This is a genomic window from Microbispora sp. CA-102843, assembly GCF_050936215.1.
Taxonomy (GTDB): domain Bacteria; phylum Actinomycetota; class Actinomycetes; order Streptosporangiales; family Streptosporangiaceae; genus Microbispora.
In genome coordinates this window covers 8,538,368-8,563,453 of record NZ_JBNJNF010000001.1, presented here as the reverse complement: position 1 = coordinate 8,563,453, position 25,086 = coordinate 8,538,368, and the positions used below count along the sequence as shown (strand labels likewise).

The following is a 25,086-nucleotide window of genomic DNA, read 5'->3' as shown; positions in this document are numbered from 1 at the left end:
GGCCGAGCGGCGTGCCGGTGTGGCACGTCACATCGCGAGTCGGGGAACGCCCACGCGGGGGCGTCCTTCTGTCAGGGCTCGGGCAGTCCCGCGGCGAGCCGATCGAGCGCGTCCTCGATGAGCGGTCTGACGGGCATCGGCGGATCGGCCCGCAACCACTGGCCCATCGCCACCCTGATCGCGGCCCCGGCCGCGCCCGCCACCAGGCGTGGGTAGAGGTCGCGGGTGACGTCGGTGCCGGTCCGCTCGGCGATGGCCGCGGCCAGCTCGTCCTCGGCGATGGCGTTGGCCTTGAGCATCTCGCCCTGCAGCGAGGGCTCGCTGACCATGAGCCGGACGCCGGTCTGCCACTGCTGGTCCGGCTGCCCGGCGTCGTAATCCTCACCCATCGCGAACTGGGTGATCACGGCGATCTTGATGGCCTCCCACAGGGGCTCCGACGCCGGGCGGCGGCGCAGCTCCTGTGCCATCAGACGGGCGCGGTCGAGGTGCCTGGCGGCGATCGCCTCACCCTTGCTGGAGAAGTAGTTGTTGAAGGTCCGCGGAGCCACGCGCGCCTCCGCGGCGATGTCCTCCACGCGTACGTTCTCCACCCCGCGCTCCACGGCGAGCCGGATCGCCGCCCAGCTCAGCGCGATGCGCGTCTCCTGCTTCTTGCGCTCGCGCAGCCCCGGACGCTCGCCTTCCCTGCTCACACGGACCACCATACAACTACTTGCGCGCGGCGCAAAGATGCGTGAGGCGTAAATTTGCGCGAGACGCACTTTTTGTGCGTCCGGTGGACGGGGCGCTTCAGTCGCGGGCGCCGGTCAGGCGGATGAACTCCTCCAGGGAGAACCGGCCGTCGGCGTCCACGTCGGCGTCCCGGTCGAGCGCGCCGATCGCCTCCGGCGGCAGGCCGGGAAAGTGTGACCGCAGCTCCGCCTCGGTGATGAAGCCGTCGCCGTCGCCGTCGATCGCCTCGAATTCACGCTTGAGGGTCTCGAACCGCTCGTGGCTGAGTTCCTGAGTCACAAGGACCTGCCTTCGCACCGGGGGACGACACCAGACAACCTATGCCGTACGGCGCGAAAGATCGATGGCAGGCCGGTTACTCGGGCCAGGCGGACCCCTGGATCACCTCGACGAAGTCGATGCGCCGGAACCCGGGCACGAAGTGCTCCAGCACGTCGGCGTTGACGGTGCCGAACGTGGTGCCGGGACGGTCCCTGAACCCCTCGGTGAACGCCGCCAGGATCTGCCGCTTGAAGTCGGGACGCGGATGGGCGGCGACGACCGCGGCGACGTCCTCGGGGGCCAGGTCGGCATACCCGATGCCGAGCACGTCGGCCTCCACCCCGGCGGTCACCAGGGCCACCTCGGGCTCCAGCCGGTAGGGGATCTCCGGCGTGGTGTGCAGGGCGATGCCCTCCCACACCTTGCGGACGTCGTCCTCGGGCACGCCGTGGGAGGCGAGGAACCTGCGGGCCTCGTCGGCGCCGTCGATCTCGAACCGCTGGTCCGTGCGCCGATATCGCTCGGTGAGCCCGAGGTCGTGGAACATCGCCCCGACGTAGAGCAGCTCGGGATCGGCCCGCAGCCCGAGGCGGCGGCCCCGCAACGAGCCGAACAGGAACACCCGGCGCGAGTGGTGGTAGAGCAACGGGGGCGCCGCCTCCCGCACCAGCTCGGTCGCCTCCGTGGCGAGCGCCGAATCGGGAACGGCGACTCCGGCGATGGTCTCGCTCATGACACCCCTCCTCGTGGGCCCGGTCCCACCTGAGCGTTCCCGCGGCCGGTCCAAGTGAGCTCTCAGACGACTCCAAGTGATCGCTTCGAGACTGTGAGCACTGTACGCAGAAGGAGGACAGTCAGATGAGAATCGCACTGGTCACGGGAGCGGGACGCGGGATCGGCAGAGAGATCGCGCGGCAGCTCGCCGGGCACGGCATGACGGTGTTCGCGGGCGTACGCGACGAGGGCCACGCCCCCGAAGGCACCCGTCCGCTGCTGCTCGACGTCACCGACGACGGGATGGTCGCGAACGCGGCCAAGCTCGTCGGCGAGGAGTTCGGGCGGCTCGACGTGCTCGTGAACAACGCCGCGCTCTGCGGCGACTACGGCGTGAGCCCGGCGGACGCGACGGCGGACCACATGCGCGCCACCTACGAGGTGGGCGTGTTCGGGGTCGTCGCCGTCACCCACGCGATGATCCCGCTGCTGCGGGCGGCCGGCGAGGCCAGGGTGGTCAACATGACCACCCGGCTGGCCTCCCTCGCTCTCACCCACGCGAAGGACGACTTCAACGTGGGGTGGGCGATGCTGGCCTACAACTCGGCGAAGAGCGCGCTCAACGCGCTCACCGTGATCTACGCCAACGAGCTGGCCGGGTCGGGCATCCTGGTCAACGCCGTCGACCCGGGCCACTGCGCCACCGACCTGACCGGCCACACCGGCACCCGTACGGCGGCCGAGGGCGCGGCGGTGGCCGTGCGGATGGCCACCCTTCCGCCCGGCGGCCCGACCGGCACGTTCAGCTCGGAGGAGGGCCCGATCCCCTGGTAGCCGTCCGCGGCGAGGGTCAGGTCGTGGCGCGCACCACCAGGCGCGTGGGGAGGACGACGGGGCTGGTGTGGCGGCCGTCGAGGCGGGACAGGAGCAGTCGTGCCAGGGCCAGGGCCTGGTCCGCGGCGGGCACCCGGACGGTGGTGAGCGGCGGGGTCGTGCAGGAGGCGGCGTGGATGTCGCCGAAGCCGACGATCGCCAGGTCTTCCGGCACCCGCAGTCCCTCCTCACGCGCCGCCTCCATGGCGCCGATCGCCAGCTCGTCGGAGGTGGCGAACACGGCGTCCAGGCCCTGGTCGCCGGACAGCAGCTCGCGGGCCGCGGCGGCGCCCGACCCGCTGTCCAGCCCGGCGAGCGCGATCACCGGCCGCAGTCCGTCCTCGTGGAGCGTGGCCAGGTGTCCGGCGAGGCGGTCCTGTACGGCGACGAGGTCCATGGGACCGCAGATCACGCCGATGCGGCGGCGGCCCCGGTCGAGGAGGTGCCGGGTGGCCGCCCTCGCGCCGCCCGCGTTGTCCACGTCCACGTGCGGCACGAGGGAGGCGATCGCGGGCTTGCCGAGCAGCACGACCGGCACTCCGGTGCGGGCGAGCCGCTCGGTGAGCGTGTCCGGGCCGTCCGGGGGGACGAGCACGACCCCGTCGACCTGTCGCGCCTCGACGTGCCTGATGATGCGCCGATGGCTCTCGGCCGTGTCGGCGAGCATGAGGGTGATCTGCTTGCCGGCTCCTTCCAGGACGCTGGTGACGTACTGGACGACGGCGGAGGTCAGCGCCTCGCCGCCGTGCCGGGGGACAGCAAGGACGAGCGCGACCGAGTCGGTCCGCCGGGTGACGAGGCTCCTGGCGGCGGCGTTGGGCACGTAGCCCAGCTCCTGGACGGCGCGCAGCACGGCGGCGCGCACGTCGGGGCTGACCGACGTCTCTCCGTTCACGACCCGCGAGACCGTGGCCCGGGAGACGCCCGCGCGGGTGGCGACGGTCTCGAGCGTGGGCCGCTTCGGCCGCTCCGCGCCGAGCCCGTTGCGCTTGATGACGTCGCGATACCACAGGGCGCTGTCCTTGAGCAGCCGCCGCTGGGTGGTGAAGTCCACGTGGACGATGCCGAACTTGCGCCGGTAGCCGTCGGCCCATTCGACGCAGTCGAGCAGCGACCACAGCAGGTAGCCGCGGACCCGGGCGCCCTCGTCGATCGAGGCCCGCAGGGCCCGCAGGTGCTCCTCGACGAAGCTGATCCGGTCGACGTCGTGGATGCCGTCGCCGGTGACGACGTCCTCGAAGTCGGCGCCGTTCTCGGTGATCATCAGCTCGGTCTCGGGATACTCCTCGGACAGGCGCCGCAGGACCAGGGACAGGCCGCTCGGCATGATGGGCCAGCCCATCGCGGTGACGGCCGTGGGCACACTGCAGAACAGGACGCCCTCGCTGCCGGGGAAGGCCGGGTCGGCCGGGGCGCTGGGCTGGGCCTGCACCGCGATGGGCGTGTAGTAGTTGACCCCCAGCAGGTCGATGGGCCGCCCGATGAGGTCGAGGTCCCCGTCGTGGATGTGGCCGAGCCCGGCGGTCCTCTCGATCAGGGGCAGCAGGTCTGCGGGGTAGCGGGCACGCAGCACCGGCTCCAGGAACTGCCGGTTGTGCAGGGCGTCGATCCTCGCCACCGCCTCGGCGTCCTCTTCGGGGATGTCGGTGGACATGTCCCCGAGCTGCGCGGGGGTGAGGACGGGGGAGAGGTTCAGCACGACGCCGGCCCTGGCGGCGCCCTGCGCGCGCAGCGCCTCCAGGCCCAGCCCGTGCGCGAGCAGCATGTGGTGGGCGCTGACGAAGGCGTCGGCCGCCGACCGCAGGCCCGGGGCGTGCACCCCCGAGGCGTGGCCGAGGAAGGCGGCGACCCACGGCTCGTTGAACGTGAACCAGGTGTCCACGCGGTCGCCGATCCTGTCGTACACGACGCGGGCGTAGTCGGCGAAGTGGCGGGCCACCTCGCGCGAGGTCCACCCCCCGCCGTCCTGCAGCGCCTGCGGCAGGTCCCAGTGGTACAGCGTGGCGTACGGCGCGATGCCCGCCTCCAGCAGCTCGTCCACGAGCCTGTCGTAGAAGTCGAGCCCCGGGCCGTTGACGCGGCCGTGCCCCTCCGGCAGCACGCGCGGCCAGCTGACCGAGAACCGGTAGGCGGCGATGCCCAGGTCCTGCATCAGCCGGACGTCCTCCGGGTGGCGCACGTAGTGGTCGCAGGCCGGGTCGCCGTACGCCCCGCCCGCGAAGGTGTCCCAGATGGAGGGGCCCCGGCCGTCGCGGTCGGTGGCGCCCTCGACCTGGAACGCGGACGTGGACACTCCCCAGACGAAACCGTCTGGGAACAACGCGGTGCGCATCTACACGAAACCCCCGTTGACTCGATGAGCGCTCAGTCTGCCGCGTCGCGCGCGGGCCCCGCCACTCGCAAGGTGGGGGCACCAGGCGCGCCCGGCGCGGCGCAAACGCGGTTCGCACTGGTCGTCGGCACATAATGAAGGGCGATGGATACGGAGAGTGACCAGCGCGCCGATCGGGGGATCGACGTCAGCGTCGTCGTCCCGGCGTACAACCGCCGGGCGTCGCTCGACCGTTGCCTCACCTCGCTGCTCGTGCAGCGGGTGGCCAAGGAGATCGTCGTGGTCGACGGCGGCTCGCGGGACGGAACCCGCGCGCTGCTCGGCCTCTACGCCGCGCACCACCCCCGGGTGATCACCGTGATCCAGGACGCCCAGCCCGGCACGCCCGGCGGCGCCCGCAACCGCGGGCTGGAACGGGCGGCGGGCAGATACGTCTTCTTCTGCGACGCGGGGGACCACCTCGCCCCCGACGCGCTGGCCCGCCTGGTCGCGACGGCCGACCGGAACGGCGCCGACGTCGTCGTGGGCAAGGTCGCCGGGGTGCGCCAGGGGTTGCGGGAGAGTGCCGACAGGGCCTCATTAACCGCCGTCTACGACGATCTGTCCTGCTTCAAGCTCTTCCGCCGGGACTTCCTGGAACGGCACGCCATCCGCTTCGACGAGACGCAGCGGCGCGGCGAGGACATGACCTTCACCGTCCACGCCTACTGTCACGCGCGGGTGATCTCGGTGGTCACTGATGGGGACTGCTACCACGCGGAGGGCGGGGGTGAGGCGTCCGCGCGGGATCCGCTCGGCTGGCTGCGCGTGGTCCGCACGCCCATCGAGGTCATGGCGCGGCACGTGCCGCCCGGCGCGCTGCGCGACCGCCTGCTCCTGCGGCACCTGCGCCGCGACGTGCTGGCCCAGCTCGGGGCGCCGCTCCTGGCCGCCTGCGAGGCCGAGCGCGAGAAGATCGCCGTCGAGGTGGCCGACATCTGCGGCCAGTGGCTGACGCCGGGTGTGCGCGCCGGTCTCGACGGTGTGGACGCCGCCCGCGTCGCCGCGCTCGACGACCCCGACCGGCTCGTACGGCTCGCGCACGTCGAGGCCGCGCCGCTGCGGCACCGGCTGGCCGGCGTCGAGTGGCGGGGCGACCGCCTGCTGATCGAAGGGTGGGCCGCCCTCGCCGACGCCGACGGCGCACGCGACAGCACCGAACTGGACGGCACGGGGCTCAAGGGCAGCGTGGGCCTGGTTTTGCGCGAGCGCATGTCGCGTGAGGAGCGCGTGCCCTCTCTGACCCGAGGCGGGACCGGTGCCGCCGGATCCTTCACCGCCGTGCTCGACGTGGCCGCGCTGCCGCCCGGAGTCTGGGACGTCCACGTGGCCGTCGAGTGCGAGGGCGCGCGCAGGCTCGCCCGGCTCGGCGCCCGCCGTGAACCCGGAGCCGGCGTTCCGGCCGCCCACCTGGTGGGCGGGGCCGTCGCGGTGCCCTTCCTCACCCGGTCCCACGGCCACCTCGGCCTCGACGTCGGAGGGCACGTCGTCCGGGTCCCCGCCGGCGTACGGCTCACGCGGGCGTGGTGGCGGGGCAGGCGGCTGCGGGTCGAGGGCCAGGCCCTGGTGGGCGAGGAGGCCGCCGCCGCGGCCGTACGGCACCTGATCTGGCGCGAGCGGGCGTCGGGGCGGGAACACCGTGAGCGGGCCGTGGCGGTGGGGCCGCGGGAGTTCGCGGCCGAGACGACCGGCCTGCGGCCCGGCACCTGGGACGCCTACCTCGAACTCGGCCTCGGCGGCCCACCGGTGCGCCTCCCGGTCAAGGTCGCCGACGCGGACGCGCTGGACCGGCCCCTGCGGTGGTGGCGCGGCGCGGTGAGATGGGGGGTGGTGCAGTGGACCGTCCGGCCGTACGCCACGGCGGTCAACCGGCGGCTCAGTGTTTCGGTGCGGGTGGCGACCCCGCCGACCGTGGTCAGGCGGATGATCCGGGCGCTGCGTCACTGATCCGGGCCTCGGGTTATCCCTAATTGCGAATCATTTGCAACTACAACTCGGTGCTCTAAAGTGGGAGGAGATTCGCCCGTTTCGAAGGGGTTATAGCCGTGCACGTGCCCGATGGGTTCTTTGACGTCCCCGTGTCCGTCGGCGCCGGGGTCTTCGCGGCCGCCGGGGTGGCCGTGTGCCTGCGGGGCGCCAAGCGGGAGCTCGACGACCGGACCGCCCCCATGGCGGGCCTGGTGGCCGCGTTCATCTTCGCGGCGCAGATGCTCAACTTCCCCGTGGCGGCCGGCACCAGCGGCCATCTGCTCGGCGGGGCCCTGGCGGCGATACTCGTCGGGCCGTACACCGCCGTGTTGTGCGTCGCGGTCGTGCTGCTCGTCCAGGGATTCTTCTTCGCCGACGGCGGGCTGACCGCGCTGGGCGTCAACATCACGCTGATGGCGATCGTGACCGCGGTCGTCGGCTGGGCGGTGTTCCGGCTGATCACCCGGGGCGCGCCGCGCGGGCGGGCGACGCTGGTGGCCGCGTCGTTCGTGGCGGCGCTGGTCTCCGTCCCCGCGGCGGCGCTCGTGTTCACGGCCCTGTTCTGGCTCGGCGGCACCGCGCCGATCGAGCTGGGCTCGGTGGCCGCCGCGATGGGCGGCGTGCACCTGCTCATCGGGCTCGGCGAGGGCTTCATCACCGCGCTCACCGTGAGCAGCGTGCTGGCCGTGCGTCCCGATCTCGTGTACGGCGCGCGCGGGATGACCAGGGCGCTGACGCTGCGCACCGCCGACGGGGAGGTCCAGGTGGGTCAGCAGGGCGGACCGGCGGCTCCGGAGACGCCCTCGGCCGGGATCGGCCTGCGCCCGGTGCTGGTGGGCGGCGCGCTCGTGGCCGTGCTGCTGGCCGGCGTCGTCTCGTTCTACGCCTCCGGCGACCCCGACGGCCTGGAGAAGGTGGCGGCCGACAAGGGCCTGAGCGTGCAGGAGAAGCCGCACACGGCGGAGAACGGCCCGCTGGCCGGATACGCCGTCAAGGGCGTGGAGAACCAGCGGCTGTCCGGCGGCCTGGCCGGGGTGGTGGGCGTCGCGCTGACGGTCGTGGCCGGAGGCGGCGTGTTCTACGTCATCCGCCGCCGCCGGCGGATGACCGACGGGATGACGCCCGCGAGCGCGCAGTGAGCGTGCTGCGTCCGGACCTGCGATCAACGGCTCCCGGGCCGTGAGCGCCCTGCCCGCGTGCGGGCGCGGCCGGTCGGCGATGATGGCCCTGTGAGTGCGAAGTGAGCGCCGGGCACCATCACCCGATCTACCGGCCCGCCGACACGCCCGTCCACCGGCTGCCGCCCCAGTGCAAGCTGGCGGCGGTCGTCGCGTTCGCGGTGTTCGTGGTCGCCACGCCGCGCGAGCGCTTCTGGGCGTTCGCGCTCGACGCGCTGCTGCTGGCCGCCGTCGCGGTCGCCGCCCGGGTGCCGGCGGGCGCGATCGTACGCCGCATGGCGATCGAGGTGCCGTTCGTGCTGTTCGCGGTGGCGATCCCGCTGATCGGTACGGGCGAGCGGGTCCAGGTGCTCGGCCTGTCGCTGAGCGTCCCCGGCCTGTGGGCGGCCTGGAACATCCTGGCCAAGGCCACGCTGGGTGTGGTCGCCTCGATCCTGCTGGCGGCCACGACCGAGCCCCGGATGATGCTGCTCGGCGCCGAACGGCTGCGGCTGCCCCGGCTGCTCGTGCAGATCGCGACGTTCATGCTGCGCTACCTGGACGTGATCCTCGAACAGATGCGGCGCATGCGGATCGCCAGGGAGTCGCGGGGATTCGTCGCCCGTGACCTCCGGCAGGCCCCCGTGCTGGCGAAATCGGCGGGCGCCCTGTTCATCCGCTCGTACGAGCGGGGGGAGCGGGTCCATCTCGCCATGCTGAGCCGTGGCTACGCGGGCGAGATGCCGACCATTAGGGATATATCGGCGACTGGGCGAGACTGGGCGATGGCGGGCATGCTGCCCTGCCTCGCCGCGGTGACGGCCCTACTGGCGTGGAGCACGACATGACCTCCGGCAGCCCCTCGCTCACGGTGAGCAGGCTCGCGTACGCCTATCCCGACGGGACACAGGCGTTGTACGGCGTGGACCTGACGATCGGGCGGGGGGAGCGGGTCGCCCTGCTCGGCCCGAACGGCGCGGGCAAGACCACGCTCGTCATGCACCTCAACGGCATCCTCACGGCCGGGCACGGGACGGTGGAGGTGGCCGGACTCGCGGTGCGCGCGGACACCCTGCGGGAGATCCGCCGCCGCGTCGGGCTGGTGTTCCAGGATCCGGACGACCAGCTCTTCATGCCGACCGTACGGGAGGACGTCGCGTTCGGCCCGGCCAACCTCGGGCTGCGCGGCGCGGAACTCGACCGCCGGGTGCGCGACGCGCTGGAGCGGGTCGGCATGGTGGACGCGATCGACCGGCCGCCGCACCACCTGTCCTTCGGCCAGCGCCGCCGGGTGGCCGTGGCCACGGTGCTGGCGATGGAGCCGGAGATCCTCGTCCTCGACGAACCGTCGTCCAATCTCGACCCGGCGTCCCGCCGCGAGCTGGCCGAAATCCTCAAGGACCTGGACGTGACCGTGCTGATGGTCACCCACGATCTGCCGTACGCGCTGGAACTGTGCGAGCGTTCGCTCATCATGTCGGAGGGGGTGATCGCCGCCGACGGGCCGACGCACGCGCTGCTCGCCGACGAGCGGTTGCTCGCCGCGCACCGGCTCGAACTTCCTTACGGCTTCGCCGTCCCTGCTCAGCCGGGGTGATGGATAAGTAAAGTGGGCCGGAGCTGAGGAGGTCTCGACGATGAAGCTGCGGCTCGCACGCCAATCGCTCTCCAATGCCGTCGTGGTGGCCGTGGAGGGTGAGCTCGACCTGTTCACGGCTCCGTTCCTGCGTGACGAGATACGGGATGCCATACGCGACGACGGCCCCACGCTCGTGCTTGACCTCGGAGAGCTCTCGTTCATGGATTCCAGTGGGCTCAGCGTGCTCATCGAGGCCTGGCGGCTGGCCACGAGCGAGGGCGGCGGGGTGTGTCTCGCCTCACCGCAGCCTCCGGTGGCCCGCATCCTGCGCACGACCGGCCTGGACCGGCGGATCAAGGTCTACCCCGACGTCGATACCGCGATTTTGCAGCACCCCGAGTAGAACTTCATTCGGTTCGCGCGTTAAGGTCCGGCTATGGATCTGAACGGAGCAGCAGCAATCATCTCGGGCGGTGCCAGCGGCCTCGGCGAGGCGTCGGCCCGCGAGCTGGCCCGTGTCGGCGCGACCGTGGTCGTGGCCGACCTCAACGCGGAGCGCGGCAAGGCGCTGGCCGACGAGATCGGCGGCGTGTTCGCCCACACCGACGTGTCCGACGAGGCGTCGGTGCAGGCCGCGGTGGAGGCGGCGGTCGCCACCGGCAAGCCGTTGCGCGCCGTGATCAGCAGCGCCGGCATCGGCTGGGCGCAGCGCACCGTCGGACGGGACGGCTCGCCGCACGACCTGGCGGCCTACCGCAAGGTGATCGACGTCAACCTGATCGGCACCTTCAACCTCATGCGCATCGGCGCGGCGGCCATGGCCAAGACCGAGCCGGCGGACGAGGACGGCGCCCGCGGCGTCGTCATCAACACCGCGTCTGTCGCCGGCATCGAGGGCCAGACGGGCCAGGTGGCGTACTCGGCGTCGAAGGGCGGCATCATCGGCATGACCCTTCCCGCCGCCCGCGACCTCGCGGCCATCGGCGTCCGCGTGCTCACCATCGCGCCGGGCATCATCGACACCCCCATCTACGGGAAGATCGGCGACAAGAACGCCGAGGACTTCAAGGCCAAGCTCATCGGGCCGGTGGCGTTCCCCAAGCGGCTCGGCAAGGCCTCGGAGTTCGGCCACCTGGTGCGCACGCTGATCGAGAACGACTACATGAACGGCGAGGTCATCCGTTTCGACGGCGGCATCCGCTTCCAGCCCAAGTAAGCCGAGTGAGGTCAGGTGTCCGAGGTGAACTCCGGGCCGGCCGCTGAGCCGGACGAGGTACTCGTAGAGATCGTCGACGGCGGCGTGGCCGTCGTCACCATCAACCGGCCCAAGGCCAGGAACGCCGTGAACGGCGCGGTGGCGCGCGGGATCGCGGCCGCCCTGGACGAGCTGGACGAAAGCCCCGACGTGTCCGCGATCGTCCTCACCGGGGCCGGCGGCACGTTCTCGGCGGGCATGGACCTGAAGGGCTTCCTCACCGGGGACATGCCGGTGGTCGAGGGCCGGGGCTTCGGCGGCGTCACCGAGGCGCCGCCGAAGAAGCCGATCATCGCCGCGGTCGAGGGGTACGCGCTGGCCGGCGGGTTCGAGCTGGCTCTGTCCTGCGACATCGTCGTCGCGTCCGAGGAGGCGAAGTTCGGCCTGCCGGAGCCCAAGCGCGGCCTGGTCGCCGGTGCGGGCGGGATCATGCGGCTGCCGCGCCGGATCCCCTACCACGTCGCCATGGAGATCGCCCTGACCGGCGATCACTACCCGGCCTCCCGGCTGTACGAGCTGGGGCTGGTCAACCGGATCACCTACCCGGGCGAGGCGCTCAACGGCGCGCTCGAACTGGCCCGCACGATCGCGGCGAACGCGCCGCTGGCGCTCGCCGCGACCAAGCGGGTCATCGTCGAGTCGGCCGACTGGTCGCGCGAGGACATGTTCCGCAAGCAGGGCGAGATCATCACGCCCGTCTTCGGCTCGAAGGACGCCATGGAGGGCGCGGCGGCCTTCGCCGAGAAGCGCGCCCCCGTCTGGAAGGGCGAGTAACCCGCACCTCGTAAGGCCGCTCGGGGCGCTCCGCGCGGTGTCCACTCGGGGCGCTCCGCGCAGGGGCGCCCCGAGCCATGTCCGGGGGTGTCACAAGCGTCGCCGTGTGCTTTAGGACGGTTTCCGGTACCGGTGTCCCAGGGGTGTCCCAGCCGGGGGCGGGATCTTGGGACAGTGTCCCTGTCCGGCTCGGGCGCTGCCCTAGCCCGGACGGCGGACGGCGTATAGATCGCTGTGAGGACGCGGCGCCCCGGCCCGCCCGCCTATCTTCCCTCGTGAAGATCACCACGAAGGGGAGAGAGATGAACCTGCGGACAGGACGTGGGACCTGGCTGGCGGCCGGGGCGGTGGCGGGGCTGCTCGTGGGCGGCGGCGGGATCGCCGTTGCCACGACGGCGGCGACGAATTCGGCGATCGTGGCCTGCGTGGGCCCCGACGGCGTCATGCGGATGCCCCAGGCGCCGGAGGAGTCGGTCCAGGGCCGCACCACGGACACGCAGGTCGCCGCGCCGGCCCCCGCCGGCACGTGTCCCGTCGAGTCCCGGACCGTTTCCTGGAACATCGCCGGACCCCAGGGCCCCGTCGGACCGGCCGGACCTCAGGGCCAAACCGGGCCGACCGGACTTCAGGGGTCCAAGGGAGAGACCGGTCCGCAAGGGCCCCAGGGCGCGACCGGACCCCAGGGCCCGAAGGGCGAGAAGGGCGAGAAGGGCGACCCCGGCGGGACGTACGGGCGGACCCACTACGTCCATGAGGTCGTTCAGCGTCGGGACGATGCGAGGGTGGAGGTACTGCGCGTCTCCGAACTGCCCGCGGGGGACTACATCATCCAAACCCGTGTCGACGTCAACCCCTGGTCGAGTAGGGGACCGGGGACGTCCGGCTACTACGCCTTGTGCGATCTCAACACGCCCACCGGAGTCGTTTCAGTCCGCAGCGAGCAGGACGAGGGCAGGTGGCCCAAGATCGAGTTCTTCGCCACCGCGAAGCTGAGCGCCCCCGGCCCCGTGATCCTCAGCTGTCAGTCGGTGAACGTCGAGTACATCGATTACAACGGCACGTTGATGGCGACCAGCGTGCCCGAGGTCGTCGCCTCACCGACCGCTACGCCGTCCGTCCCTCCGACCGTCACGCCGACCGGCTTGCCGTCTCCCACGCCGTCCGCCCGTCCAACCGTCACGCCGTCCGCTACGCCGTCGGCCCCTCCGACCGGCTCGCCGACCGTCACGCCGTCGCGCTGAGGAAGCCGGAGGACGGCTCAGGTCAGAGCGGGTCGCCGAGCGGGCCGTGGTCCTCCTCCAGGGCGTTGGCCCAGTGGGCGGCGAAGTCCGGCTGTGTGCCGTCCGCGTCGGTGAAGCCGTACTCCCCGTACAGCCCCCAGGTGGCCAGGGCGCTTCCGGTCTTGGCCATGACGCCAGGGTCGGCCGCCAGGGCGGCGACGGCCCGCCCGAGGTACGCCGGGGTCTCGGAGTGGGCGAAGTTGGGATCCTGAGCCACCCCGTCCCGCCAGTCGGCCTCCGTCACGCCGAAGTGCTCGAGCATGGCCTCCGAGCGCAGGAACCCCGGCGTGACGGCGACGGCGGCCACGCCGTACGGCTTGAGCTCCGCCGCCTGGGCCACGGCGAGGCGGATCACGGTGGACTTGGCGATGTCGTAGAAGAACGAGCCGCGATAGCGGGCGGTGTTGCCGTCGGTGACCTCCACGACCAGGCCGCTCCGGCGGGCGACCATCAGCGGAAGCGCGAACCGGCTCGTGACGATGTGGGTCTCCACCGCCCGGCGCAGCAGTCGCAGGCCGGTGTCGAGGTCCTGCTCCCACAGGGGATGCTCCCAGTCGGTCAGCGCGTCGCCGCCCCATACGGAGTTGACCAGGACGTCGAGCCGCCCGTCCTGCTCGGCGGCGATCCGGTCGACCAGCGCGCGCACCTCCTCGGGGTCGCTGTGGTCGGTGCGCACGGCGACGCCGGTGCCGCCGGCCGCGGTGACCCGCGCGGCGGTCTCCTCGATCGTCTCGGGGCGGTCCAGGTCGGAGCGGCCGGCCGTGCTGCTGCGGCCGGTGACGTAGACCGTGGCGCCCGCGGCCCCGAGCTCGACGGCGATGCCGCGTCCACCGCCTCGCGTGCCTCCCGCCACCAGGGCGACCTTCCCGGCGAGCGGCAGTCTGTCGTTCACGACATCTCCTTCGAACAGGTATGAGGCGATAGGAGGGCGGTGATCGCCCTTCCGAGCCGCCCCGGCAGCGTGCCCTGCCGGTCGAGGGCCCAGGTCAGGCCGGTGCCGGCGATCAGCGCCTGGACGGACTCGGCCAGCGCGGCGGTGTCGGTGCCGATCCGCAGCTCGCCCGCGGCCACCGCCTCGTCGAGCAGGGCCAGGATCGCCCCTCGCTGCGCCTCGTGGATGACCAGGGCGTACTCGCGCAGCTGCGGATCGGTGAGATCCATGCACAGGAACGCCAGGTGATTGGCGAAACGCTCCGGGGTGTCCATGAGGGCCATCGACTCCTCGGCCAACGCCAGGAGCGCTTCCAACGGGGAAGGGCGCCCCTGCCGCAGCCGCTCGTGGTGTGCCTCCGCCTCGTGCGCGGACTGCCTCGCCAGCGCCACCAGCAGGCCGCGCTTGGACCCGAAGCGCTGCACGAGAGTGCCGGGCACGAGCCCCACCTCGTCGGCGACCGCGGCGAGGGTCAGCCCGGCCGGACCCACCCGGCCGATCACCTCGGCGGCCGCACGCAGGATCACCGAATCGTCCACCCCGCGGGGACGTCCCGCCACCGGACCCTCCCTTTCATAAATGACTGTTCATTTATTAATACAGCCGTCCGGCCTCTTCCGGCAAACCCGACGGCATGATCCGGGCGGATCGGGGCAGTCCGCTCGTTCGTGAGCGGGACTGCGTACGGTGAAGCCATGAGTGATTCCGGGCCCGGGTTGCCCCCGCCGGGCCGGTCGATGCGGGAGCGGACGTCCGCGCTGCTCACCGGTGCCCTCGGCAGCGCGATCCTGATGATCGTGCTCGTCTCGGTGATGTGGGCGATCGAGATCGTCGACTACATGGAGAACGGACGGCTCGACAGGTACGGCATCGTCGCCCACGAGCCGGACGGCCTGCCCGGGATCCTGTTCGCGCCGTTCCTGCACGCGGGGTTCGGTCACCTGATGGCGAACTCGCTGCCGCTGCTGATCCTGGGGTTCGTGGCCGCCATCCGGGGGATCGGCAGGTTCCTCGCGGCGAGCCTGGTCATCATCCTGGTCAGCGGGCTGGGCGTGTGGTTCACCAGTCCGCCGGACACGCTGACGATCGGCGCGAGCGGCCTCGTCTTCGGATATTTCGGTTATGTCGTGGCCCGGGGTTTGTTCGACCGCCGGGCCCTCGACATCGTCCTCGGCGTCGTGGTCGCCGTGCTGTACTACTCGATCCTGTGGGGGGCCCTGCCCACCCAGCCGGGTGTCTCCTGGCAGGGCCACCTGTTCGGCCTCATCGGCGGCGTGATCGCCGCCTGGCTGCTACGCCGCCGCAAGCCCGTGACGGCCTGACCCGCGAACGGCTCAGGAGCCGGGAGGCGGGGTGGCGGTCCCGATGTCGAACGCCGAGGGATCGTCGACGACCCGGCAGGGCTTCACGGGCCCTTCCGTCAGCCGTCCGGAGAACTGGAAGGCCACCCCGGGGTGCTCCATGCTCGGCTTCCGCGCGTTCTCCACGACCTCGATCATGACGATCTGCCCGGGCCCGATGAACTTGGGGCGGATCGTAATGCCGTTCTTCGGCTGGATCGCCTTGCTCGACGCCAGGTTCTCCGTCACCCGCCGCACGCGCGCCTGTACCGCCGGGTCCTGGCTCTCCAGTTCCTCCTTCGTGAGGGAGGTGCGGTCGCCCGCCACGAAGGGGGCGCGTCCGTCGGCGCACCTCTTCCCCAGCGGCAGATAGCTGATGTCGGCCCGCACGCCCAGCCTCGCCAGGTCCCTCTCGACCCGGTCCGGGTCCCTGAACTCGTTGATCTGCAGGCTGATCGAACCGTCCGCGTGCTGTGTCAGCGCGTAAGCCGGGGTCTGCTGCCCGACCACGAGCGGTACGGCGACGGCCGCGGCTGTGGCGGCGGCGACGATCCCGGCGCCGGCCAGGAAGCGGGTCCGGACGCTCCGGCGCCTCGGCGCGTGAGCCCGGACTTCCCGTGCGGCGATCTCCGCCTTGAGTTCCGCGAGGAGTCTGTCCTCGAAAGTGTCGTTCACTTCGTTCCTCCGATCAGTTCCATCACTCCGGGAAAGCGCTGGATCTGCCGCCGGGCGCGGTGCAGCCTGACCCGGGCGGTGCCCTGCCTGATGCCGAGCGCGGCGGCGGCCTCGGCGGGGCTGAGCCCGTCCACGGCCACGAGTTCCAGCAGCGCGCGGTCGCCGTCCGGCAGATCGGCCATCGCCTCCAGCGCGAGCCGAGCCGGTGACTCGGCGTCGACGCGTTCCTCCAGGCGGGCGATGTCGTCGGCGTCGAGCAGGCGGCGGCCGGCGATCCTGCTGGTGGCGCGTAACTCCCTCGCCGTACGGCGGCGCTGTGCCAGCACCGTGTTGCGCGCCACGCCGTAGAGCCAGGCGATCTCGCTGCCCCTGTCCGGGCGGTAGGTGTGCGCGGAATCGAGCACGGCGAGGAACACCTCCGCCGTGAGGTCGGCGACGGTGTGCGGGTCGTCCACCCGCCTGGCCAGGAACCGCGTCACGGCGTCGACGTGCCGCCGGTAGAAGGCTTCGAATGCGTCGGGATCACGGGCGAAGCCCGCCGGACCCGTCTGTTCACGGCGCACCGGCGCTCCCCTCGGTCGTGTGACAAAACACATCCCTGCTTGGACGGAGCACCCCGCACCGTTACAGATCGGGACGTTGCAAACCGGGGGAAAAGAAAAAGCCGGCGGCCCGAAGACCGCCGGCGTGCTGTCGCACCCCCGCGCCGTATGCCTGACGTGCCGGACCCGTGGGCAGGGCCCGGCACGTCAGGATCACGACCTCCGCACGATCAGACGGGGATCGGCCGGCGCAGCACGAGGCCGTACATCGCCGCGGCGACGAGCGCGAGCGCTCCGGCCGCGAACAGGGCGAGGCCGAAGCTGCCCGAGGCGTCGACGAGCACGCCGGTCGCGATGGGCGCCACCGCGCCGCCGAGGAAACCGCCGAAGTTCTGAATGCTTCCGACGGACCCGACGAACCGCTGGGTGCGCACCACATCGGTCGCCAGCGCCCAGATGGACGGTCCGGTCAGGCTGTAGGTGAACATACCGATCGTGAGCAGCGTCACGGCGAGCACGGCCCCGCTGGTGGTCGCCGTCGCGAGTAGCGCCAGCGCGGTCAGCAGCGCACCGCCCGCGATGGTGTACCGGCGGGCGTCCATCCGTGGGATGCGGGCGGCCAGCGAGTCGGAGAACCGGCCGCCGACGAGCGCGCCCACCGCACCCGCGATGTACGGCAGCGCGGCCACGAGGCCGGCGTTCTCGATGGTGAACCCACGGTCGGTCTGGAGATAGGTGGGCAGCCAGGTGATGTAGAACCAGAAGAGGTACTGCAGCGCGAAGTCACCGATGATCATCATCCAGAGGGACGGGTGGCGGAAGAGCGACACCCATTCCCGGCTGGTGACCGGCGCCTCGGTGGCGGGCGCGGCATCGTCCCCCTGCCCGCCGCGGATGTGCGCCAGCTCGGACGCGCTGAGCCAGGGGTGCTTCTCCGGCGATCGGTAGACGGCCAGCCAGCCGACGACGCCGACCACGCCGAGGAGCCCGAGCAGGACGAACATCGCGCGCCAGCCGAAGGCGAGCATGAGCGCGGTCGCCACCGGGGGAGAGGCGGCGAGGCCGATCTGCGTGCCGGCGATCATCATGGAGGTGGCGGTGCCCTTCTCCGATCTGTGGAACCACGTCCCGATGCCCTTCACGGCGGCAGGGAACATGGGAGCCTCACTCACCCCCAGCCCCACTCGGGCCGCGACGAAGGTGGCGACGGTGTGCATCCCGCCGGTGACGGCGCAGCAGATCGACCAGGCGCCGATGGCGAAGGTCATGATGACGCGGGGGCCGAAGCGGTCCACGAGCCATCCCGACGGCAGGTTCATGACCGCGTAGGGCCAGACGAACGCCGAGAGGATCACCCCCGACATGGTCGCGTTGAAGCCGAGATCCTCGCGAATGTCGGGCATCGCGACGGACAGGGCGCCGCGGTCGATGTAGTTGATGATGGCGAGTAGTGTGATGACAACCGCGATGATCCAGCGCACCCGGCCGCGTCTGGCCGATGCGCCCGAATGAGTCTCGGCGGCTGCTCGGGGGATGGGGCTGTGAGCCATGTGGTTCCTCGTTCCACGGACGGCAGTGGGTCGGCGTGCGGTCGTTCGGGGACGCGGGTGCGAGCCGCGTACCCCGGACGACCGTTGGGGGGCGTTCGATGCGTGTCCTGCTCAGCCGATCTTGTGCAGGTCCGCCGCCGCGAGGATCCGCTCCACCTCGGCGCGTTCGGCGTCGTTCAGCGGGAGCAGCGGGTCGCAGGTCGTGTCGCCGCCGATGACGCCGCGAGCCACGAGTGCCGCCTTGAACGAGCTGATGGTGGCGCTGAAGCCGCTGATCCGGTCGCCGGCGACCTGGGTGATGTAGCGCAGCCGGGCCAGCCGGTCCTGCTCCGCGCGGGCGTCGGCCCAGCGTCCCTCGCTCGCGGCGGCGTAGAGCCGTACGAACCCGTGGGGGTCGACGTTGCCCATTCCCACGATCATCCCGGCGGCGCCCTGGAGGAGGGCCCCGTCACAGGTGATGTCGGAACCGGTGATGACGGAGAAGCCGTCGATGCCGGAGGTCTCGTCGATGAGACGGCGGAAGGAGATCTCCTCGCCGCTGGTGTCCTTGACGGCGACGATCACGCCGTCCTCGGCCAGCTTGAGCGTGGTCTGCCAGGCCAGCTTGCTGTGGACCTTGCTCGGGATGTCGTACGCCACGAGGGGGACGGAGACCGCGTCGGCGACCTGCCGGAAATGCCGGTCGATCTCCGCCTGGGTGACCTCGCCGTAGAACGGGGGAGTGAGCACGATGCCGTCGGCTCCCGCGCGCTCGGCGGCCCTGGCGTTGTCGACGGCGCGGGCGGTGCCGATGTCGCTGGCGCCGGCGAGCACCGGCACGCGCCCGCCCACGGCCTCGGTGACGACGTCGAGGACCTGGTCACGCCGGGCCGGTGTGAGGTATGGCCCCTCGCCGCCCGTGCCGAGCGCGAAGACGACGTGCACCCCGGCGTCGATCACGAAGTCGACGAGGCGGCGCAGGGACGGGACGTCGACCTCCTGGTCGGCGTCGAGTGGCGTGACGATCGGGGGGATGACCCCGTGAACGCGAAGCGCGGGCTTGCCCATGGTTCTCCAGTCGGTGATGTCGTTCTGCGGGAGGTGGTGTGCCGAGCCGCCGTCGGGCGTACCGCTGCGGCTCAGCCCCACGACGCCTCGCTCATGGGCCGCAGCGCGGTCTCCAGGATGCGGAAGTGCCTCGGGCGGGACAGGCAGTAGACGATGAGGTCGGCGATGTCGTCCGCCGTCATCATCGCCTTCACCTGCGGGCTGTCCGGGGTCCGGCCCCGGCCGTCGTCCATCGCGAAGTCGGTGTACACGCCGCCGGGACAGATGTTGGTGCACCGGATGCCGAGCTCGCGCAGCTCGTTGTCGAGCGCCCTGGTGAGGCCCACCTGGGCGAACTTCGAGGCGCTGTAGACCGCCTCGCCGGGCAGGCCGCGCCGGCCCGCCTCGCTCGCCACCGTGATGACGTCGCCCTCCCCATGCTCGAGCAGGTGCGGCAGGGCGGCCCGCAGCAGGTAGACCGTGCCGCGCACGTTGGTGTCGATCATCTCGTCGATGTGCCGGTCGGGCACGTCGAGGAACTTCCCGTAGCTGCCGACGCCCGCGTTCGCGACGACGACGTCGAGCCGCCCGAAGCGCTCGGCGGCGGCGGCCACGAAGGCGTCCACCTGCTGCTTGTCCCGCACGTCGCAACTGCCGGCGTACACGCCGTCGAGGCCGAGGTCGGCGCCGCGCCTGGACGCGAGGGCGAGCTGTGCGCCTTCGGCGTGCAGGCGGCGGGCGAGCGCGGCTCCGATGCCCGCGCTGGCGCCAGTGATCAGTACCACGCGCCCCGCGAGGGTGCGGTCGGAAGACATGGATCTCCTTACGTTGCGGTAGGCGATTTGCCTGAGATAACGTTTTCTCGGATCGCAAGACCGATGTTTAGCAGTACGCCCCGTGGGCGTGTCAAGACCCTGCTAGAAACCTGGTGGTAACCGAACAGAAACGGAGGTCCGGTGCGAGACGGGACACGTGTCACGATGCGCGACGTGGCCGCCGCGGCCGGTGTTTCCGTGCCGACGGTGTCTCGCGTGCTCAACGGGGCGGCCACGGTGGATCCCGAGCTCTCGGCCCGGGTACGCAAGGCCGCCGATCGGCTCGGGTACCGGCCCAACGCGATCGCCAGGGCGCTGCGCAGCAGCGTCTCGCACACCTTCGGGCTGGTCGTCCCGGATATCGCCAACCCGTTCTTCCCGAGGCTCGTCAAGGCCATCGAGCAGCGGCTACGCGGGTCCGGCTACGTCCTGCTCCTGGCCGACGCGCAGAACGACGTGGCGGTCGAACGCGAGGTGATCGCGGACCTCCTGCAACGCAGCGTCGACGGGCTGCTGGTGTCCCCCTGTGACCGGGAGCGCAGCGCCTCCGCCATGCTGGCGGCGGCCGCCGAGATCCCGGTCGTGCAGATCGACCGCCATGCCACGGCCGAGCTGCCGTGGGTGGGGGCCGACCAATGGGGCGCCATCCACGACGTACTCCTGCACCTGGTCGCGGCGGGAGTGCGCCGTCCCGCGTTCATCGGCCCGCTGACCACGGAGTCGCCCGCGCTGGAGCGGCTCCGCGCGTTCGCCGAGGTGGCGGTACGCGAGCTCGAAGGCTGGGACCGGCCCACCTTCACCTGTCCGTCCGACGTGGCGGCGGCCCGCGCGCTGACCGGGGAGATCCTCGCCACCCGGCCGGACATCGACGCGCTGGTCTGCGGGAACGACGTCATCGCCTTCGGGGCGCTGGAGATCTGCCGTCGTGCCGGCAGGTCCGACATCGCGGTAACCGGCTTCGACGAGACGTTCCTGGCCGAGGCGAGCGGTCTCACCAGCGTCGAGCAGCCGCTGGCCGCGCTCGCCGACACGGCCATCCGGCTCTGCCTCGGAGAGGGCGGGGAGGCCGGGGACGGCACGGACGGCGCCGAGGGCGAGGGCCGGCGCGAGCAGGTCAGGCACGCGTGCCGAGTCGTGGCGCGGGGGTCCACCACGAGTGGGGCCACCGTCTGAACGGCGAGGGGCGGGGCCGTGTTCCGGCCCCGCCCCTCACATCGTCACGTCGGTCTCGTGACGTTCGGTTCAGAGACGCTCGACCACGTAGTCGACGCAGGAGGTCAGCGCCTCGACGTCGGCGGGGTCGATCGCCGGGAACATCGCGATCCGCAGCTGGTTGCGGCCGAGCTTGCGGTAGGGCTCGGTGTCCACGATGCCGTTGGCCCGCAGCACCTTCGCGACCGCCGCGGCGTCCACGGCGTCGTCGAAGTCGATGGTGCCGACGACGTTGGAGCGCTGCGCCGGGTCGGCCACGAACGGCGTGGTGTACGACGTCTTCTCGGCCCAGGTGTACAGCCGCGAGGCGGAGTCGGCCGACCGGGCGGTGGTCCACGCGAGGCCGCCCTGGGCGTTCATCCAGTCGATCTGGTCGGCCAGCAGGAACAGCGTGGCGACCGCCGGGGTGTTGTACGTCTGGTCCTTGACCGAGTTGTCGATGGCGGTCGGCAGGCTGAAGAACTCGGGGACGAACCGGCCGCTCTCGGTGATCTCCGTCACCCGGGCCAGCGCCTTCGGCGAGAACAGCGCGATCCACAGGCCGCCGTCGGAGGCGAAGCTCTTCTGCGGGGCGAAGTAGTAGACGTCGAACTCCTCCGCGGAGACCGGCAGGCCGCCGGCGCCGCTGGTGGCGTCCACCAGGACGAGCGACTCGTCGTCGCCGACGCGCTTGATGGGCATCGCGACGCCGGTCGAGGTCTCGTTGTGGGTGAGCGCGTAGACGTCCACGCCCTCCTCGGCGACCGGCAGCGGGTGGCTGCCCGGCTCCGACTTGATCACCGAGGGGTCGGCGAGCCAGGGTGCCTTCTTCGCGACCGTCGCGAACTTCGAGGAGAACTCCCCGAAGTTCAGGTGCTGCGACTTCTCCCGGATCAGCCCGAAGGACGCGATGTCCCAGAACGCCGTGGTGCCGCCGTTGCCCAGCACGACCTCGTACCCCTCGGGGAGGGAGAACAGGTCGGTGAGCCCGGCGCGGACGCGGGCGACGAGGTTCTTCACCGGCTTCTGCCGGTGGGAGGTGCCCATCACCTTCGACCCGGCGTCGGCGAGAGCGGCGAGCTGCTCGGGGCGTACCTTCGAGGGCCCGCAGCCGAATCGGCCGTCGGCGGGCTTGATGTCAGCGGGAATCACGATGTCAGCCACGGTTCAAGCGTAGTGAGACCTGCGGATGCTCTAGACCATGGTCCGGATTGTGAGACATCATGGTCCCGTTTTAAGATCACGCACCACCTCAAGAATGGACTCCGCCCCCCGGGGAGACATCCGCGTGGCCGACCCGCATGCCGTCATCGAGGCACTGGTTCGCAGGCCGTTCTTCTGGCGCTCCGACCGCCCCCTGCCCCTCGTCCTGGTCGTGGGCCGCGACGGCGGCGCCTTCGACGCGGCCCGGCGGCTCGCCGTGCCCTTCGAGGACTCCCTCCCGCAGGCCACGGTCAGGGCGGGGGAGTACGACACGCTGCGTGAGCTGGTCGAGGCGCTCGCGGGGGAGCACGGCCAGCTCGGCAAGCCCGTCGGCGGCTCGTTCCTGCCCCCGCCGCGGTTCCCGCTCGTCCAGTTCGTGCTGTGGGCGCGCCGCCGGCGCGAGGAGCCGCCTCCCGGGGAACCGGTCGACGTGCCCGGCCGGACCTGGCCGCCCGACCCGCAGTCGCGTACGGGCCAGGAGGAGTTCAAGGAGCGGCTCAAGGACTGGCGCAGGGGCAGGTACGGCGGGGACAGGGGGCGCAGGACCGCGGCGGACTTCCTCGGCCGGGCGGCCACCACCTGGGTGCCGGTGGGCACGCTCGCCGCCTGGTGGCTCGGCGGCGCCTCCGACCTGGTCGGCCTGATCCCGTGGGCGCTCGGCGTGCTCGTCGCCGTCGTCGGCACGTTGATCCAGGCCATGCTGTCGATCCGGGGGTCCTTCTTCAACGGCTGGTTCAGGAAGCAGCCATACCTGGCCAGGAAGCCCTTCGAGCGCCTGCCGAAGTACGCGCTGCGCATCGCCAACGCGAGCGAGGCGGAGGTCGAGCGGCTGCTCGTCCACGCGTTGTGCCAGGACCTGCGCCAGGCGTACCAGAAGTGGCTGATCCCGTGGCCGAGCTGGGGGCGCGGTCTTTACGCGATGCTGGTCCTCGACGCGCGGTGGTCCGGCGACGTCAACGAGCGGTTCCTGCGCACCCTGGAGGAGACGGTCGAGGAGACCGGGCTGCTGCCGCCGCTCCTGGTGCTGGCCGCCGTGCCCGAGTCGTTCGAGCCGGGCCGCAGGCCGGTCACCGCGGGCCGGCTGTCGGACCTGTCCGCGCTGGTGGCGGCGTGGCGGACGGCGGCGCGGCGGAGGGTGCCGCCGCTGCGGCTGATGGTCGGCGCGCCCGCGATCCCGCTGGACGACGACTACCGGCCGCGCCTGCTGGGCAGCCGGATGCGGGCGATCGGCTACTGGTGCGTGATGGCGCTGCTGCTGATCGGGCCCGTCGTCCTGCTCGGACGCATCCAGCAGGACCGCAACGCGCACTGCGGCGGCCTGCCCTGGGTCGAGCGCGACGGCAAGGAGTGCGTCGGCGTCGTGAACGCCGACGGGCCCACCCCGGGCGGGCTCTTCCCGTCGGACGAGATAACGAGGCTCGTCGCCCGGATCGACCGCAACAACGCCCTGGCCAGGGAGGCCGGGACCTACGTGAGCGTGGTGCTGTTCGGCGAGTACTCCGTCGCGCAGGACCAGAGCGACAGCGCGTTCGTCGGGGCCCGGGCGGAGCTCACGGCCGTGGAGGAGTACCAGCGCGGCGTCTCGGGCGCGCCCCGCCTCCAGGTGCTGGTGGCCAACGCCGGCACGAACTTCCATCGGGGGCGGCGTACGGCGGAACTGGTCAGCGAGATGGCGGCCGAGGACCCCCGCGTGCTCGGGGTGATCGGCTTCCAGCGCAGCGTCCGGGGCGTCGAGGAGGCCATCCAGACGCTGCACACGGCGAAGATCCCGATGCTGGTGACCACCGCGACCGCCGACCGGCTCGGGTATCTGGCGGACGACCCCGCCCGGTCCGGGTCCGGCTACGCCTCCCCGTACGTGTTCCGCCTGGGGCCGACGAACCGGCGGCAGGCGCGGCTGGCCGCCAGGTTCGCCCGCGACCGGCTCCTCGGCGGCGTGCCGAAGCCGTCCGCGGTGGTCGTCCAGGACCGGACGGACGACGACAACTACACGAACAACCTCGCCGACGACTACGCGGACGAGGCCGGCGCGGTGGGGATCACGGTCGGCGACCGCGTCGCGTACAAGGACCGGGGAACGGGCATGGACCTGGCGGTGAGCCGGGCCTGCGGTCACGGGCCCGACCTGCTCCTCTACGCGGGGCGCGCGGCCGACTTCCTCGACTTCCTCCGCTACGTCGAGGGCAAGGACTGCGGCAAGGAGCCGATCAAGGTCCTCGCGGGTGACGACGTCATCAAGGCGGTGGCCAACAGCGGCGCCGTGATCGGCGACTACCGGCGTGTCCAGGTCTACTACGCGGCGCTGGCGAGCCGCGAGCTGTGGCGCGGCGGCACGGCGGCGCCGACGGGCTTCGTGCAGAGCCTGCTGAGCGGCCGGCACGCGAAGGAGTCCGACGACAACCTCATCCTCAGCTACGACGCCGCCAAGCTCTTCTACGAGCGCGTCAACGCGGCCTATCGGGGCGGGCTGCCCAGCAGGGGAGACCTGCTCTACCAGATCTCCCTCGTCTCCCCGCGCGACAGGTGGAACGGTTCGAGCGGGGTGATCTCCTTCGGCGCCGCCGCCCACGAGCCCGAGAACAAGGCCATCGCGATCCTGAAGGTGAACGACTCGGGCGGGTCCGAGGTCGCGGTCCGCTGCGGGCGCCTGGCGACCACAGAGCCCGAGGACACCAAGGAGATCTGCCGGAACCTCGACGGAGACGCCCGGGAGCGCGCGGGCAGGGACGCCCCGGCGGTGGTCTCGTCGGCGAGCCCGCCCGGGCGCCAGGACGCCGCCGGCCCCGGCCGGTGACGCGGAAACGGCCCGCCCCGGAAGGGCGGGCCGTCAAGGGTGCTGACGTGAC

24 protein-coding genes are annotated in these 25,086 nt (G+C 71.8%); 12 read left to right on the top strand and 12 right to left on the bottom strand.

Annotated features, from left to right (window positions below; translation table 11 throughout):
* Nucleotides 1-71 precede the first annotated feature (71 nt).
* The 3 genes from ACQEVJ_RS39505 to ACQEVJ_RS39495 form a co-directional block, all read right to left on the bottom strand.
* Nucleotides 72-695 (bottom strand): TetR family transcriptional regulator, encoded by a 624-nt coding sequence (locus ACQEVJ_RS39505; protein ID WP_433109791.1) that lies wholly within the window; start codon nt 693-695, stop codon nt 72-74.
* A gap of 97 nt (nt 696-792) precedes the next feature.
* Complete coding sequence (locus ACQEVJ_RS39500) at nt 793-1,014, bottom strand: EF-hand domain-containing protein (RefSeq protein ID WP_433109790.1); 222 nt, start codon at nt 1,012-1,014, stop codon at nt 793-795.
* Between the two features lie 76 nt (nt 1,015-1,090).
* On the bottom strand, nt 1,091-1,729 hold the full coding sequence (locus tag ACQEVJ_RS39495; RefSeq protein ID WP_433109789.1) for an HD domain-containing protein: 639 nt from the start codon (nt 1,727-1,729) through the stop codon (nt 1,091-1,093).
* Nucleotides 1,730-1,854: 125 nt separating this feature from the next.
* Here ACQEVJ_RS39495 and ACQEVJ_RS39490 point away from each other — a divergent pair, with 125 nt between their 5' ends.
* Complete coding sequence (locus ACQEVJ_RS39490; protein ID WP_433109788.1) at nt 1,855-2,544, top strand: SDR family NAD(P)-dependent oxidoreductase; 690 nt, start codon at nt 1,855-1,857, stop codon at nt 2,542-2,544.
* 16 nt (nt 2,545-2,560) lie between these two features.
* On the opposite strand, the gene ACQEVJ_RS39485 is transcribed toward ACQEVJ_RS39490, so the two are convergent.
* Entirely contained in the window at nt 2,561-4,915 is a 2,355-nt protein-coding gene (locus ACQEVJ_RS39485; protein WP_433109787.1) for a GH1 family beta-glucosidase, read from the bottom strand.
* A gap of 144 nt (nt 4,916-5,059) precedes the next feature.
* Between ACQEVJ_RS39485 and ACQEVJ_RS39480 the strand changes: the two genes are divergently transcribed.
* The 8 genes from ACQEVJ_RS39480 to ACQEVJ_RS39445 all read left to right on the top strand — a co-directional run bounded on the left by ACQEVJ_RS39480 (nt 5,060) and on the right by ACQEVJ_RS39445 (nt 12,928).
* Nucleotides 5,060-6,901: a glycosyltransferase family 2 protein gene (locus ACQEVJ_RS39480; protein ID WP_433109786.1), complete on the top strand. Its 1,842-nt coding sequence runs from the start codon at nt 5,060-5,062 to the stop codon at nt 6,899-6,901.
* Nucleotides 6,902-6,999: 98 nt separating this feature from the next.
* Nucleotides 7,000-8,061 (top strand): energy-coupling factor ABC transporter permease, encoded by a 1,062-nt coding sequence (locus tag ACQEVJ_RS39475; protein ID WP_433109785.1) that lies wholly within the window; start codon nt 7,000-7,002, stop codon nt 8,059-8,061.
* Between the two features lie 101 nt (nt 8,062-8,162).
* Entirely contained in the window at nt 8,163-8,927 is a 765-nt protein-coding gene (gene cbiQ, locus ACQEVJ_RS39470) for a cobalt ECF transporter T component CbiQ (protein WP_433109784.1), read from the top strand.
* A complete protein-coding gene (locus tag ACQEVJ_RS39465; protein ID WP_433109783.1) occupies nt 8,924-9,676 on the top strand; it encodes an energy-coupling factor ABC transporter ATP-binding protein in 753 nt (250 codons plus the stop codon). The genes cbiQ and ACQEVJ_RS39465 overlap by 4 nt, the downstream gene beginning before the upstream one ends.
* 40 nt (nt 9,677-9,716) lie before the next feature.
* Nucleotides 9,717-10,061 (top strand): STAS domain-containing protein, encoded by a 345-nt coding sequence (locus tag ACQEVJ_RS39460; protein WP_142565964.1) that lies wholly within the window; start codon nt 9,717-9,719, stop codon nt 10,059-10,061.
* A gap of 33 nt (nt 10,062-10,094) precedes the next feature.
* On the top strand, nt 10,095-10,874 hold the full coding sequence (locus ACQEVJ_RS39455; protein WP_433109782.1) for an SDR family NAD(P)-dependent oxidoreductase: 780 nt from the start codon (nt 10,095-10,097) through the stop codon (nt 10,872-10,874).
* Between the two features lie 15 nt (nt 10,875-10,889).
* On the top strand, nt 10,890-11,687 hold the full coding sequence (locus ACQEVJ_RS39450) for a crotonase/enoyl-CoA hydratase family protein (RefSeq protein WP_433109781.1): 798 nt from the start codon (nt 10,890-10,892) through the stop codon (nt 11,685-11,687).
* Between the two features lie 302 nt (nt 11,688-11,989).
* Nucleotides 11,990-12,928 carry a hypothetical protein gene (locus ACQEVJ_RS39445; protein ID WP_433109780.1) on the top strand — a complete coding sequence of 313 codons (939 nt, stop codon included), beginning with the start codon at nt 11,990-11,992 and terminating at the stop codon, nt 12,926-12,928.
* Between the two features lie 22 nt (nt 12,929-12,950).
* On the opposite strand, the gene ACQEVJ_RS39440 is transcribed toward ACQEVJ_RS39445, so the two are convergent.
* Nucleotides 12,951-13,859, bottom strand: a complete 909-nt coding sequence (locus ACQEVJ_RS39440) for an SDR family oxidoreductase (protein ID WP_433109779.1) — start codon at nt 13,857-13,859, stop codon at nt 12,951-12,953.
* Nucleotides 13,856-14,458: a TetR/AcrR family transcriptional regulator gene (locus ACQEVJ_RS39435; protein ID WP_433109778.1), complete on the bottom strand. Its 603-nt coding sequence runs from the start codon at nt 14,456-14,458 to the stop codon at nt 13,856-13,858. The genes ACQEVJ_RS39440 and ACQEVJ_RS39435 overlap by 4 nt, the downstream gene beginning before the upstream one ends.
* Before the next feature lie 135 nt (nt 14,459-14,593).
* Between ACQEVJ_RS39435 and ACQEVJ_RS39430 the strand changes: the two genes are divergently transcribed.
* Entirely contained in the window at nt 14,594-15,220 is a 627-nt protein-coding gene (locus tag ACQEVJ_RS39430; RefSeq protein ID WP_433109777.1) for a rhomboid family intramembrane serine protease, read from the top strand.
* Between the two features lie 12 nt (nt 15,221-15,232).
* On the opposite strand, the gene ACQEVJ_RS39425 is transcribed toward ACQEVJ_RS39430, so the two are convergent.
* From ACQEVJ_RS39425 to ACQEVJ_RS39405, 5 genes are all read right to left on the bottom strand, one after another.
* Nucleotides 15,233-15,913, bottom strand: a complete 681-nt coding sequence (locus ACQEVJ_RS39425; RefSeq protein WP_433109776.1) for a hypothetical protein — start codon at nt 15,911-15,913, stop codon at nt 15,233-15,235.
* Nucleotides 15,910-16,476, bottom strand: coding sequence for an RNA polymerase sigma factor (locus ACQEVJ_RS39420; protein ID WP_433109775.1), 567 nt, complete (start codon nt 16,474-16,476; stop codon nt 15,910-15,912). The genes ACQEVJ_RS39425 and ACQEVJ_RS39420 overlap by 4 nt, the downstream gene beginning before the upstream one ends.
* Before the next feature lie 209 nt (nt 16,477-16,685).
* Nucleotides 16,686-18,005, bottom strand: coding sequence for an MFS transporter (locus ACQEVJ_RS39415; RefSeq protein ID WP_433109774.1), 1,320 nt, complete (start codon nt 18,003-18,005; stop codon nt 16,686-16,688).
* A 111-nt stretch (nt 18,006-18,116) separates the two neighbouring features.
* A complete protein-coding gene (locus tag ACQEVJ_RS39410; RefSeq protein ID WP_433109773.1) occupies nt 18,117-19,133 on the bottom strand; it encodes a dihydrodipicolinate synthase family protein in 1,017 nt (338 codons plus the stop codon).
* A complete protein-coding gene (locus ACQEVJ_RS39405; protein WP_433109772.1) occupies nt 19,124-19,846 on the bottom strand; it encodes an SDR family oxidoreductase in 723 nt (240 codons plus the stop codon). The genes ACQEVJ_RS39410 and ACQEVJ_RS39405 overlap by 10 nt, the downstream gene beginning before the upstream one ends.
* A gap of 141 nt (nt 19,847-19,987) precedes the next feature.
* On the opposite strand from ACQEVJ_RS39405, the gene ACQEVJ_RS39400 reads away from it, so the two are divergent.
* Nucleotides 19,988-21,019, top strand: a complete 1,032-nt coding sequence (locus ACQEVJ_RS39400) for a LacI family DNA-binding transcriptional regulator (RefSeq protein ID WP_433109771.1) — start codon at nt 19,988-19,990, stop codon at nt 21,017-21,019.
* A gap of 69 nt (nt 21,020-21,088) precedes the next feature.
* Here ACQEVJ_RS39400 and serC read toward each other — a convergent pair whose 3' ends face one another.
* Nucleotides 21,089-22,201, bottom strand: coding sequence for a phosphoserine transaminase (serC, locus tag ACQEVJ_RS39395; protein WP_433109770.1), 1,113 nt, complete (start codon nt 22,199-22,201; stop codon nt 21,089-21,091).
* A 124-nt stretch (nt 22,202-22,325) separates the two neighbouring features.
* Here serC and ACQEVJ_RS39390 point away from each other — a divergent pair, with 124 nt between their 5' ends.
* A complete protein-coding gene (locus tag ACQEVJ_RS39390; RefSeq protein WP_433109769.1) occupies nt 22,326-25,034 on the top strand; it encodes an ABC transporter substrate-binding protein in 2,709 nt (902 codons plus the stop codon).
* The last annotated feature ends 52 nt before the right edge of the window (nt 25,035-25,086 follow it).